Origin of the sequence: Burkholderia sp. Ac-20344, assembly GCF_017104975.1 — a bacterium.
Lineage (GTDB): Bacteria > Pseudomonadota > Gammaproteobacteria > Burkholderiales > Burkholderiaceae > Burkholderia.
The window spans coordinates 1-12,294 of the sequence record NZ_JAAGPP010000053.1; the positions used below are offsets into that span (position 1 = coordinate 1).

Annotated in this window: 12 protein-coding genes; 9 read left to right on the top strand and 3 right to left on the bottom strand. The window is 67.5% G+C overall.

Features of this window, described 5'->3' with window-relative positions; all coding sequences use genetic code 11:
- Together G3N64_RS18185 and G3N64_RS18190 are read right to left on the bottom strand one after the other, a co-directional pair.
- Positions 1-598 (bottom strand): SDR family NAD(P)-dependent oxidoreductase (locus G3N64_RS18185; RefSeq protein ID WP_241021073.1); only part of this gene is annotated, 598 nt, incomplete at its 3' end.
- Between the two features lie 167 nt (positions 599-765).
- Entirely contained in the window at positions 766-1,056 is a 291-nt protein-coding gene (locus tag G3N64_RS18190; RefSeq protein ID WP_021161446.1) for a DUF3331 domain-containing protein, read from the bottom strand.
- 663 nt (positions 1,057-1,719) lie between these two features.
- Here G3N64_RS18190 and G3N64_RS18195 point away from each other — a divergent pair.
- The 9 genes from G3N64_RS18195 to G3N64_RS18235 all read left to right on the top strand — a co-directional run bounded on the left by G3N64_RS18195 (position 1,720) and on the right by G3N64_RS18235 (position 10,911).
- Positions 1,720-2,484 carry an SDR family oxidoreductase gene (locus tag G3N64_RS18195; RefSeq protein WP_205785181.1) on the top strand — a complete coding sequence of 255 codons (765 nt, stop codon included), beginning with the start codon at positions 1,720-1,722 and terminating at the stop codon, positions 2,482-2,484.
- A gap of 41 nt (positions 2,485-2,525) precedes the next feature.
- Positions 2,526-3,368, top strand: coding sequence for an ureidoglycolate lyase (locus G3N64_RS18200; RefSeq protein ID WP_205785182.1), 843 nt, complete (start codon positions 2,526-2,528; stop codon positions 3,366-3,368).
- Between the two features lie 23 nt (positions 3,369-3,391).
- A complete protein-coding gene (locus G3N64_RS18205) occupies positions 3,392-4,669 on the top strand; it encodes an L-fuconate dehydratase (RefSeq protein ID WP_205785183.1) in 1,278 nt (425 codons plus the stop codon).
- A 43-nt stretch (positions 4,670-4,712) separates the two neighbouring features.
- On the top strand, positions 4,713-5,489 hold the full coding sequence (locus tag G3N64_RS18210) for an SDR family oxidoreductase (RefSeq protein ID WP_205785184.1): 777 nt from the start codon (positions 4,713-4,715) through the stop codon (positions 5,487-5,489).
- A gap of 12 nt (positions 5,490-5,501) precedes the next feature.
- On the top strand, positions 5,502-7,040 hold the full coding sequence (locus G3N64_RS18215) for a sugar ABC transporter ATP-binding protein (RefSeq protein ID WP_205785185.1): 1,539 nt from the start codon (positions 5,502-5,504) through the stop codon (positions 7,038-7,040).
- A gap of 16 nt (positions 7,041-7,056) precedes the next feature.
- Positions 7,057-8,094, top strand: a complete 1,038-nt coding sequence (locus G3N64_RS18220) for an ABC transporter permease (RefSeq protein ID WP_205785186.1) — start codon at positions 7,057-7,059, stop codon at positions 8,092-8,094.
- 88 nt (positions 8,095-8,182) lie between these two features.
- Positions 8,183-9,124 carry an ABC transporter substrate-binding protein gene (locus G3N64_RS18225; protein WP_205785187.1) on the top strand — a complete coding sequence of 314 codons (942 nt, stop codon included), beginning with the start codon at positions 8,183-8,185 and terminating at the stop codon, positions 9,122-9,124.
- A gap of 60 nt (positions 9,125-9,184) precedes the next feature.
- Positions 9,185-10,075 (top strand): amidohydrolase family protein, encoded by an 891-nt coding sequence (locus tag G3N64_RS18230; RefSeq protein WP_205785188.1) that lies wholly within the window; start codon positions 9,185-9,187, stop codon positions 10,073-10,075.
- A gap of 68 nt (positions 10,076-10,143) precedes the next feature.
- Positions 10,144-10,911 carry a FadR/GntR family transcriptional regulator gene (locus G3N64_RS18235; RefSeq protein ID WP_205785189.1) on the top strand — a complete coding sequence of 256 codons (768 nt, stop codon included), beginning with the start codon at positions 10,144-10,146 and terminating at the stop codon, positions 10,909-10,911.
- Positions 10,912-10,934: 23 nt separating this feature from the next.
- On the opposite strand, the gene G3N64_RS18240 is transcribed toward G3N64_RS18235, so the two are convergent.
- The gene (locus tag G3N64_RS18240) at positions 10,935-12,176 is read right to left on the bottom strand and encodes an FAD-binding oxidoreductase (RefSeq protein WP_205785190.1); all 1,242 of its coding nucleotides are present in this window, start codon (positions 12,174-12,176) and stop codon (positions 10,935-10,937) included.
- Positions 12,177-12,294 lie beyond the last annotated feature (118 nt).

Consider the following 12,294-nt stretch of genomic DNA (forward strand, 5'->3'; position numbering starts at 1 on the left):
TGCGGCAAATGGCAGGAGTGCCGAGGCCGAACATCGGGCCATTCTGGCCGATGCGCTCGGCCGGCCGAAGCGAAAGACATTTGCACAAGTGCTGATGAGCATGCCCGAGGTTGGCGACGACGCGGATCCGGCCGCCGCGGTTGAGGCCGCTCGACATCGTCACGACGCGCGCCCGGCGCGCGGCGCGCAGCGCGGGCAGCAGATGGCCGGTCAGCGCGAAATGGCCGAGGTGGTTGGTGCCGAACTGCATCTCGAAGCCGTCGCGCGTATGGCGCAGCGGCAGGAACATCACGCCGGCGTTGTTGCAGAGGATATCGACGCGGCCATGGCGTTCGGCCACATCGGCCGCGAAGCGGGCGATCGACGCGAGATCGGCGAGGTCGAGCGCGTCGACTTCGACGCGGGCGTCGGGATGGAGCCGGCGGATCGCGTCGGCCGCCTGCGTGGCGCGGGCAGCGTCGCGGCAGCCCATCACGACCGTCGCGCCTTTCGCGGCCAGCGTTTCCGCGAGCTGCCAGCCGAGCCCGCTGTTGGCGCCGGTCACGACCGCGACCTTGCCGCCCTGCGCCGGGACGTGGCGCGCGCTCCATGCATGCATGTCTGCCTCCATCGGCGCGACCGGGCGGCCGCGGCACGTAATCGTTACATTGTGTGGTGTAACGATAGTGCGTGCGGGCGTGGCAGACAAGCGGGGGAATTAGACCGGTGCTTCTAGGGCCGGCGCATCGTATGGCGCCGCGTGCCGTGACGCGCGGCCGGCAGGATTTACCTGCCGCCGGCCAGCGCGAGCACTTCAGCGGCGGAGATCATCGCGGCCGCGTTCGCGGGGGCCGGGCGTTCGGCCGGGCGGAAGACTTCGTCGCCGCGCTGGATGACCTGGCGCGACAGCGCGCAGGTGCCGGTGCGTTGCGCGAAGCGGCGGCGCCAGCGCTGTTCACCGTAGTGACAGCGGCCGGGTTCGACCCAGCGGACGACGAGCAGCGTATCGGAACGTTCGAGGATTTCGACGTGGACGTCGGCGGGATCGAGCACAGGCAGGGATTTGGAGGCCTTCATTTTGCCGTTTCCTAAAGCTCGTGCGGTTTCGGCCGTGGCAGTGGATGTCACTACCTGATGGCGAATCCGTAGCGGTTTCCATGAGTGGTGCGCTAAATGTAAGCGTCTGTGACCGGAAAAAACATCCTGTCTGGCTCAAATTACCTTTTGCCGATTTAGAAACAATCCACGCTTATTTTCTTTGGAAACCACAGACAAAAATGCCCCGGACGCGAAGTCCGGGGCGGCAAATCGGCCCGCGCGACGTGTCTGCTCGCCCAGTCACGGAGCCCATCGCCGGGGGACGGAGGTGCCCGCAGGGATCGAACGCGGGCGGGGAGGCGATGGACCGGAAGCGCGGTCCGGTACGCCATGATGGCGTGCCCATCCCGTTGAGACCCTGACGTGAACATGACTTTTTCGTCAGTTTGGTGGGGTGCCGCGTCGGGCGTGGGCTGGAAACCGGCCAGGAGGCCCGCCGGTATTGAGTTTGTGCGGATCCGCGGTCGTACTCCCGGGCGCCGGCGAATGCCGGATTGTTGCCCGACCGCCCGATTTCCCCGCTCGGGTAAATACTGAATCCCGATTCCGTGACAAACGCGAAATCACTCTCTATGATTGGTTGGACCTTTAGTCCTTTGTGCCAATCGGCCGACGGGTGGCCGGCTTTTTCGGGAGGTGCTCATGAGATTGCAGGGCAAACGCGCGCTGGTGACCGCGGCCGGGCAGGGCATCGGCCGCGCGACCGCGTTGCGGTTCGCGAGCGAGGGCGCCGACGTGCTGGCGACCGACATCAACGAAGCCGCGCTGGTGCGGCTCGAAGCCGACGCCGAGCGGGCGGGCGGCCGGTTGACCACGCGGCGGCTCGATGTGACCGACGCTCAGGACGTCGCGGCGCTCGCCGCGAGCGAACGCGCGTTCGACGTGCTGTTCAACTGCGCGGGCTACGTGCATCACGGCTCGATCCTCGACTGCGACGACGAAGCATGGGCGTTCTCGCTGAACCTGAACGTCACGTCGATGTACCGGCTGATCCGCGCGCTGCTGCCCGCGATGCTCGAGGCCGGCGGCGCGTCGATCGTCAACATGGCGTCGGCCGCGTCGAGCGTGAAGGGCGTGCCGAACCGCTTCGTCTACGGCACGACCAAGGCGGCCGTGATCGGCCTGACCAAGGCGGTGGCCGCCGATTTCGTCGAACGGGGCATCCGTTGCAACGCGATCTGCCCGGGCACGATCGAATCGCCGTCGCTGGAGCAGCGGATCGCCGACCAGGCGCACACGCGCCACGTGTCGACCGACGAGGTGCGCCAGGCGTTCGTCGCGCGCCAGCCGATCGGCCGCATCGGCCGCGCGGAAGAAGTGGCCGCGCTCGCGCTGTACCTGGCCTCCGACGAAGCGTCGTTCACGACCGGCGCGATCCACCTGATCGATGGCGGCTGGTCAAACTGACCGCGCCTTCCCTTTCACTTTCCGTTTCCGCACGACACGACATGAAACTGCTGAGATTTGGCGACAAACACGATGAAAAACCGGGCCTGCTCGATGCGCAGGGCCACATTCGCGACCTGTCCGGCGTGATCGACGACATCGCCGGCGATGTGCTGACCCCGGCCTCGCTCGCGCGGCTGCGCGACATTCCGCCGTCGTCGTTGCCCCTGGTCGAAGGCTCGCCGCGGCTCGGCGCGTGCGTCGGCCGCGTCGGCAAGTTCATCTGCATCGGGCTCAACTATTCCGACCACGCGGCCGAATCGGGGATGGAGGTGCCGAAGGAGCCCGTCGTGTTCGGCAAGTGGACGAGCGCGATCTCGGGGCCGAACGACGACGTCGAGATTCCGCGCGGGTCGGAGAAGACCGACTGGGAAGTCGAACTCGGCGTGGTGATCGGCCAGGGCGGCCGCTATATCGCGGAAGCCGACGCGCTGTCGCACGTCGCCGGCTACTGCGTCGTGAACGACGTGTCGGAGCGCGAATACCAGCTCGAGCGCGGCGGTACGTGGGACAAGGGCAAGGGCAACGACACGTTCGGGCCGCTCGGCCCGTGGCTCGTGACGGCCGACGAAGTGCCCGATCCGCACGCGCTGCGGCTGTGGCTGGAAGTGGACGGCCATCGCTACCAGAACGGCACGACCGCGACGATGGTGTTTCGCGTGCCGCACCTGATCAGCTACCTGAGCCGGTTCATGAGCCTGCAGCCGGGCGACGTGATCTCGACCGGCACGCCGCCGGGTGTCGGTCTCGGGCAGAAACCGCCCGTCTATCTGCGCGCCGGGCAGGTGATCACGCTCGGCATCGACGGGCTCGGCGAGCAACGCCAGCACACCGTGCAGGCCTGATTTCCTTTCGCGGACGATTCGCCATGCCTATCATTCGATCGATGCGCGTCCTCGACGTGCGCTTCCCGACCTCGCGCCAGCTCGACGGCTCCGATGCGATGAATCCGGACCCCGATTATTCGGCGGCCTACGTCGTGCTCGAAACCGACCATGACGGGCTCGAAGGTCACGGGCTCACGTTCACCATCGGGCGCGGCAACGAAATCTGTTGCGCGGCGATCGACGCGATGCGTCACCTCGTCGTCGGCCTCGACCTCGACTGGATCCGCGCGGACATGGGCCGCTTCTGGCGGCACGTCACGTCGGACAGTCAGTTGCGCTGGATCGGCCCCGACAAGGGCGCGATCCACCTGGCGACGGGCGCTGTCGTCAATGCGGTCTGGGATCTGTGGGCGAAAGCCGAACGCAAGCCGCTGTGGCGGCTCGTGGCCGATATGAGCCCCGAGGCGCTGGTGCGTGCGATCGACTTCCGCTACCTGACCGACTGCCTGACGCCGGACGAAGCGCTCGACCTGCTGCGCCGGCAGGTGCCCGGCAAGGCCGACCGGATCGCGCTGCTCGAGCGCGACGGCTACCCGTGCTACACGACGTCGGCCGGCTGGCTCGGCTATAGCGACGACAAGCTGCGGCGTCTGTGCCGCGAAGCCGTCGAAGCCGGGTTCGAGTACGTGAAGCTGAAGGTCGGCGCGAACCTGGAAGACGACATCCGCCGCGTGACGATCGCGCGCGAGGTGATCGGCCCGGACCGCAAGCTGATGATCGACGCGAACCAGGTGTGGGAAGTGGGCGAGGCGATCGACTGGGTGCGCGAGCTGGCGTTCGCGCGGCCGTGGTTCATCGAGGAGCCGACGAGCCCCGACGACGTCGAAGGGCATCGCAAGATTCGCGACGCGATCGCGCCCGTGCAGGTCGCGACCGGCGAGATGTGCCAGAACCGCGTGCTGTTCAAGCAGTTCATCGCGCGCGGCGCGATCGACGTCGTGCAGATCGACGCGTGCCGGCTCGGCGGCGTGAACGAGATTCTCGCGGTGATGCTGATGGCCGCGAAGTACGGGCTGCCCGTGTGTCCGCATGCGGGCGGCGTCGGGCTGTGCGAGTACGTGCAGCATCTGTCGATGATCGACTACATCTGCATTTCCGGCACGAAGGAAGGGCGCGTGACGGAGTACGTCGATCACCTGCACGAGCATTTCGTCGAACCGTGCGTCGTGCGCGGCGCGGCGTACATGCCGCCGACGGCGCCCGGTTTCTCGATCGAGATGAAGCCCGAATCGCTCGAGCAATACCGGTTCCGCGGCTGACACGCGTTGAGCGTGCCGACAACATGAACGACGGAGACGCGAAGTGGATTTGAATCTGCAACACAAGGTCGTGATCGTGACCGGCGGCGCGTCGGGCATTGGCGCCGCGATCTCGATGCGGCTTGCCGAAGAAGGTGCGATTCCGGTGGTGTTCGCGCGCCACGCGCCCGACGATGCGTTCTGGCGCGCACTCGTGCAGAAGCAGCCGCAGGCCGCGTGCATCTCGGTCGAATTGCAGGACGAAGCGCAATGCCGCGATGCGGTTGCGGAGACGATCGCGCGCTTCGGCCGCCTCGACGGCCTGGTCAACAACGCGGGCGTCAACGACAGCATCGGGCTCGATGCCGGGCGCGACGCGTTCGTCGCGTCGCTCGAACGCAACCTGATCCATTACTACGTGATGGCGCACTACTGCGTGCCGCACCTGAAGGCGACGCGCGGCGCGATCGTCAACCTCTCGTCGAAGACGGCCGTCACCGGGCAGGGCAACACGAGCGGCTATTGCGCATCGAAGGGCGCGCAGCTCGCATTGACGCGCGAATGGGCCGTCGCGTTGCGCGACGACGGCGTGCGCGTGAATGCGGTGATTCCGGCCGAGGTGATGACGCCGCTGTACCGGAACTGGCTCGCCGGCTTCGACGACCCCGACGCGAAGCTGGCCGGCATCGCGGGCAAGGTGCCGCTCGGCAAGCGCTTCACGACGGCCGACGAGATCGCCGATACGGCCGTGTTCCTGCTGTCGGAACGCGCATCGCACACGACGGGCCAGTGGCTGTTCGTCGATGGCGGCTATACGCATCTCGACCGTGCGATCAGCTAAGGGCAGCGATTCATGCAACCCGACCCGACCCTGAACACCACGCAGCCGCTGATTGCCCTGACGGGCATCGGCAAGCGCTTCCCGGGCGTGCAGGCGCTCGACGACTGCCGTTTCGACCTGCACGCCGGCGAAGTGCATGCGCTGATGGGCGAGAACGGTGCCGGCAAGTCGACGCTGATGAAGATCCTGGCGGGCGTCTACCCGCGCGACGACGGCGAGATCCGGATGGATGGCCGCGCGGTGGAGATCGCCGATCCGCGCGCCGCGCAGGCGCTCGGGATCGGCATCATCCATCAGGAACTGAACCTGATGAACCACCTGAGCGTCGCGCAGAACATCTTCATCGGCCGCGAGCCGCGCGGCCGTTTCGGCGTGTTCGTCGACGAAGCGGCACTCAACCGCGACGCGGCCGCGATCTTCGCGCGGATGCGCCTCGATCTCGACCCGCGCACGCCGGTCGGCCGGCTCACGGTCGCAAAGCAGCAGATGGTCGAGATCGCGAAGGCGCTGTCGTTCGACTCGCGCGTGCTGATCATGGACGAGCCGACCGCCGCGCTCAACAACGCGGAGATCGCCGAGCTGTTCCGCATCATCGGCGACCTGCGCAAGCACGGTGTCGGCATCGTCTACATCTCGCACAAGATGGACGAGCTGCGCCAGATCGCCGATCGCGTGACCGTGATGCGCGACGGCAAGTACGTCGCGACCGTGCCGATGGCGGACACGTCGATGGACGCGATCATCGCGATGATGGTCGGCCGCCAGCTCGCGACCGAATTCCGCACGCCGCCCGATACGTCCGCGAACGACGTCGCGCTCGAAGTGCGCGGGCTGTCGCGCGGCCGTGCGATCCGCGATGTCGGGTTCACGCTGCGGCGTGGCGAGATTCTCGGCTTCGCGGGGTTGATGGGCGCAGGCCGCACCGAGGTCGCGCGCGCGGTGTTCGGCGCGGACCCGGTCGATGCGGGCGAGATCCGCGTGCACGGCAAGACCGTGACGATCCGCACGCCGGCCGACGCAGTGAAGCACGGGATCGGCTACCTGTCCGAGGATCGCAAGCACTTCGGGCTCGCGGTCGGGATGGACGTGCAGAACAACATCGCGCTATCGAGCATGCGACGCTTCGTGCGCCGCGGCGTGTTCCTCGACGCGCGCGCGCTGCGCGACACCGCGCAGGCGTACGTGCGGCAGCTCGCGATCCGCACGCCGTCGGTTGCGCAGCCGGCGCGGCTGCTGTCGGGCGGCAACCAGCAGAAGATCGTGATCGCGAAGTGGCTGCTGCGCGACTGCGACATCCTGTTCTTCGACGAACCGACGCGCGGCATCGACGTCGGCGCGAAAAGCGAGATCTACAAGCTGCTCGACGCGCTCGCCGCCGACGGCAAGGCGATCGTGATGATCTCGTCGGAGCTGCCCGAGGTGCTGCGCATGAGCCACCGGATTCTCGTGATGTGCGAAGGGCGCGTGACCGGCGAACTGCGCGCGGCCGACGCCACGCAGGAAAAGATCATGCAGCTCGCGACGCAGCGCGAGTCGACCGTATTGTCCTGATTCAGCCCCTACGATCATGTCCAACGATACGCATCCCGTTCCGCCCCTTGCTTCCGGCGACACGCCGGCCGCCGCGTCGAGCCTGAAGTCGCGCTTCTTCAATCCGGCCGCGCGGCAGAAGCTGCTCGCATTCGCGAGCCTCGTGCTGCTGATCGTGTTCTTCAGCTTCGCGTCGCCGAACTTCCTCGAAGTCGACAACCTCGTCACGATCCTGCAGGCCACCGCGGTGAACGGCGTGCTGGCCGTCGCGTGTACCTACGTGATCATCACGTCGGGCATCGACCTGTCGGTCGGCACGCTGATGACGTTCTGCGCGGTGATGGCCGGCGTCGTACTGACGAAGTGGGGCATGCCGCTGCCGCTCGGGATCCTGGCCGCGCTGTTCTTCGGTGCGCTGTCGGGCAGCGTATCGGGCTTCGTGATCGCGAAGATGAAGGTGCCGCCGTTCATCGCGACGCTCGGCATGATGATGCTGCTCAAGGGGCTGTCGCTCGTGATCTCGGGCACGCGGCCGATCTACTTCAACGACACGCCGGGCTTCACGTCGATCGCGCAGGATTCGCTGATCGGCAACCTGATCCCCGCGCTGCCGATTCCGAACGCGGTGCTGATCCTGTTCCTCGTCGCGATCGGCGCGTCGATCGTGCTGAACCGGACGATCTTCGGCCGCTACACGTTCGCGCTCGGCAGCAACGAGGAAGCGCTGCGGCTGTCGGGCGTGAACGTCGACGCGTGGAAGATCGCGGTCTACACGTTCAGCGGCGCGGTGTGCGGGATCGCCGGGCTGCTGATCGCGTCGCGGCTGAATTCCGCGCAGCCCGCGCTCGGGCAGGGCTACGAGCTCGATGCGATCGCGGCCGTCGTGATCGGCGGCACGTCGCTGTCGGGCGGCGCGGGCAGCATCGTCGGCACGATCATCGGCGCGTTCATCATGAGCGTGCTGACGAACGGCCTGCGCATCATGTCGGTCGCGCAGGAATGGCAGACGGTCGTGACGGGCGTGATCATCATCCTGGCCGTCTACGTCGATATCCTGCGCCGGCGGCGCCGCTGACGCGCGCATCGGTGCAGGCATGCGCTTCATCGCCGGTTCCGGCCGGCGTTCCAGTCGTTCCAGTCGATACGAAAAAAGGAGACGCGAAGTGATCAGGAGCACGGTGTTGAACGCGATCGTCGGGCTGACGTTCGCCGTCGGCGTCACGGCCGGCGCGCAGGCGCAGGAAACCTACATCCCGCTGATTTCGAAGGGCTTCCAGCATCAGTTCTGGCAGGCCGTGAAATCGGGCGCGATGCAGGCCGCGAAGGACTACAAGGTGAAGGTGACGTTCGAAGGCCTTGAAACCGAGGCGATGGTCGACAAGCAGATCGACATGCTGTCGGCCGCGATCGCGAAGAAGCCGGCCGCGCTCGGCTTCGCGGCGCTCGACAGCAAGGCCGCGCTGCCGCTCTTGAAGAAGGCGCAGGCCGAGAAGATTCCGGTGATCGCGTTCGACTCGGGCGTCGACAGCGACATCCCGGTCGCGACGGCCGCGACCAACAACAAGGCCGCTGCGTCGCTCGCCGCCGACAAGCTCGCCGCGCTGATCGGCGACGAAGGCGAGGTGGCCGTGGTCGCGCACGACCAGACGAGCCGCACCGGCATCGACCGCCGCGACGGCTTTCTCGAACGGATGAAGTCGGCGCATCCGAAGGTGCGGGTCGTCACCGTGCAGTACGGCGAAGGCGACCAGCTGAAGTCGACCGAGGTGACGAAGTCGATCCTGCAGGCGTATCCGAAGCTCAAGGGGCTGTTCGGCACCAACGAAGGCTCGGCGATCGGCGTGGTCAACGGCGTGCGCGAGATGAAGCGCAAGGTCGTGATCGTCGGGTACGATTCCGGCAAGCAGCAGAAGGACGCGATCCGCAGCGGGCTGATGGCCGGCGCGATCACGCAGAACCCGATCGGGATCGGCTACAAGACGGTCGAGGCCGCCGTGAAGGCGATCAAGGGCGAGAAGCTGCCGAAGGTCATCGATACCGGTTTCTACTGGTACGACAAGACCAATATCGACGATCCGAAGATCGCGGCGGTGTTGTACGACTGAACGTTGCGTCGCGCGGCGGTGGCGCGCGCCGCCGCCGCGGCGACCGGACACGAGGGCATCATGGGCGCAGTGCGTATCGATTCCCATCAGCACTTCTGGCGCTATCGCGCGGCCGATTACCCGTGGATCGGCCCCGGAATGGAGGTGCTCGCGCGCGACTACCTGCCCGACGCGCTGTGGCCGCCGATGCATGCGCAGGCGCTCGGTGCGTCGATCGCGGTGCAGGCGCGCGCCGGGCGCGACGAGACGGCGTTCCTGCTCGATCTCGCGCGCGACGATGCGCGCATCGCGGCGGTGGTCGGCTGGGAGGATCTCGCCGCGCCGCAGCTCGCCGATCGGGTTGCCGAATGGCACAGCCCGAAGCTGCGCGGCTTCCGTCACCAGGTGCAGGACGAAGCCGATGCCGGCGCGTTCGTCGCGGATCCGGAGTTCAATCGCGGCATCGCGTGGCTGCAGGCGCACGGCTACGTGTACGACGTGCTCGTGTTCGAGCGCCAGTTGCCGGACGTGCATGCATTCTGCGCGCGGCACGACGCGCACTGGCTCGTGCTCGATCATGCCGGCAAGCCCGCGCTCGCCGACTTCGAGCGCGACGACACCGCGCTCGCGCGCTGGCGCGTCGCGCTGCGCGAGCTGGGCGCGCTGCCGCATGTCGCATGCAAGCTGTCGGGGCTCGTGACCGAGGCCGACTGGAAGCGCGGCCTGCGCGGGAAGGACGTTCGGCATATCGAGCAGTGTCTCGACGCGGCGCTCGACGCGTTTGGCCCGCAGCGGCTGATGTTCGGGTCGGATTGGCCCGTGTGCCTGCTGGCTGCGTCGTATGACGAAGTCGCGTCGCTCATCGAGCGCTGGGCCGAATCGCGGCTGTCGGCGGCCGAGCGCGACGCGCTGTGGGGCGGCACCGCCGCGCGGTGCTATGCGGTGCCGGGCGCGATGGAGCGCGGCATATAAAATAGGCGCGAACGGTCTGTTCGATTCGTCAGGCCGTCCGGAACGAAACCGATCACCTGCATCAACGTATGTCCATCCAGCCGATTCAGAACCGCCGCCTTTACCAGCAGATCGCCGACAAGCTCAGTGCGATGATCGAGTCCGGCGATTTTCCGCCGGGCAGCTATCTGCCGCCCGAGCGCGAACTGGCCGAACAGTTCGGCGTGTCGCGCACGTCGGTGCGCGAGGCGCTGATCGCGCTCGAAGTGAGCGGGCTCGTCAGCGTGCGCGTCGGCGACGGCGTGAAGGTGCGCCACCCCGAAATGGCCGCCGCACCGGAACCCGCGCCCGACGTGACCGGGAAGGCCGCGCCGTTCACGATCATCGAGATCGATCCGGAACTCGGCATCGCACTCGACCTCGATACCGAAATCCCGCCGTTCGCGCTGTTGCAGGCGCGCCGGCTGATCGAGCCGGAAGCCGCGTCGCTTGCCGCGAAGCACGGCTCGGACGAGCAGATCGAAGGGATCCACGAAGCGTTCCTGCGCAACCAGGAAGACAACCGCAGCGGTTCGCTCACGCATCCGGGCGACCGGCTGTTTCATATCCGCATCGCGGAAGCGAGCGACAACGCCGCGTATGCGCTGATGATCAAGCAGTTGCTCGCGCACAAGTACGACCTGATGTTCCAGCGGCTGCAGTCGCTGTACATGCCGAACGACATGCCGCACCGGTCGGAACTCGAACATCGCGCGATCCTCGATGCGATCCGCGCACGCGACCCGGACGCCGCGCGCCGCGCGATGGCCGAGCATCTCGACGAAGTGATCCGCATCTTCGGCCGCGCGCTCGATTGAGCGCGCGTCGACGCGTTGCCGGGTCAGAAGCGATCCGCGCGATACGGCGCCGGATCGGTGAACGGCGCTTCGCCCGTCATCATCTCGGCCAGCAGGCGGCCGGTGACGGGGCCGAGCGTCAGCCCGTGATGGTTGTGCCCGAACGAGAACCATAGCCCGCGATGCGCGGGCGCGGGGCCGATCACCGGGCGCATGTCGGGCGTGCACGGCCGGAAGCCGAGCCACGGCTGCGGGTCGAGCCGCTCGCCGAAACCGAACATGGGCCGCGCGACGCGTTCCGCGCGTTCGAGCTGCACGCCGGTGGGCGGCACGCCGCGCCGCGCGATCTCGACGCCGGTCGTCAGCCGCAGCCCGCGCTTCATGGGCGCGATCACGTAACCGTATTCGCGATCGACGATCGGTGCCGACGGCACGCCGCGCGCCGACGGCGCGTAGTGCATGTGATAGCCGCGCTTCTCGCGCAGCGGGATCTTGTAGCCGAACTTGCCGAACACCGTGTCGGACCACGGGCCGAGCGCGACGACCACGGCCGGCGCGGCGGCCAGGCCGTCCTGCGTCCTGACCTGCCAGCCCGGCGACAGTGCGTCGAGGCTCGCGGCGTCGCCCGTCAGCAGCGTGCCGCCGCCTTGCACGAAGAGTTGTGCGTACGCTTTGACGAGTGCGGACGGGTCGACGACGCTTTTCGGATCGAGCCAGTGCAGTGCGCCACAGAAGCCGGGCGCGAGGCTCGGTTCGTGCGCGAGCAGCGCGGCGGCATCGAGCGGCGTGATGCCGAGCCCGTGGCGGCGCGCAGTGAGTCCGGCTTCGGCCACGCCGCGTTCGAATGCGGCCGGCGTGCGGAACGCCTCCAGCCAGCCGTTCGCGCGAATGAGTTCGCCGGCGCCGGCCCGCGCGATCAGCGCGTCGTGCTCGACGATGCAGCGCTCGATCAGCGGCAGCATGTCGCGCGACGCTGCCGCGTGGCGCAGCGGCGCCGATTCCCACCAGAAACGGGCAAGCCACGGCGCGAATGCGGGCAGCGACGTGCTGTGCCAGTAGAGATCGGTCGAGCGGTTCAGCGCGTAGCGCATCAACGTGAACGGGCTGCGCGGGAACGGGTACGGTTCGACCGACGAGCGTTCGATCAGCCCCGCGTTGCCGAAGCTCGTGCCTTCGCCGGGCGCGCCGCGATCGACGAGGGCGACCTTGCGCCCGCGATCCTGCAGGTGGAGTGCTGCGGAGACGCCGACGATGCCTGCGCCGAGAACGATGACGTCGAAATCCATCGATGGTGGTGAAAGACGGTTAGCGGTGCGCACCCGTGACGAGGTGTGTGCATCTAGGTTAGAGATCGTTCGAACTGCAAGCATACTCGCGACGGCGTGGGGCACCAAGAGGACGCAT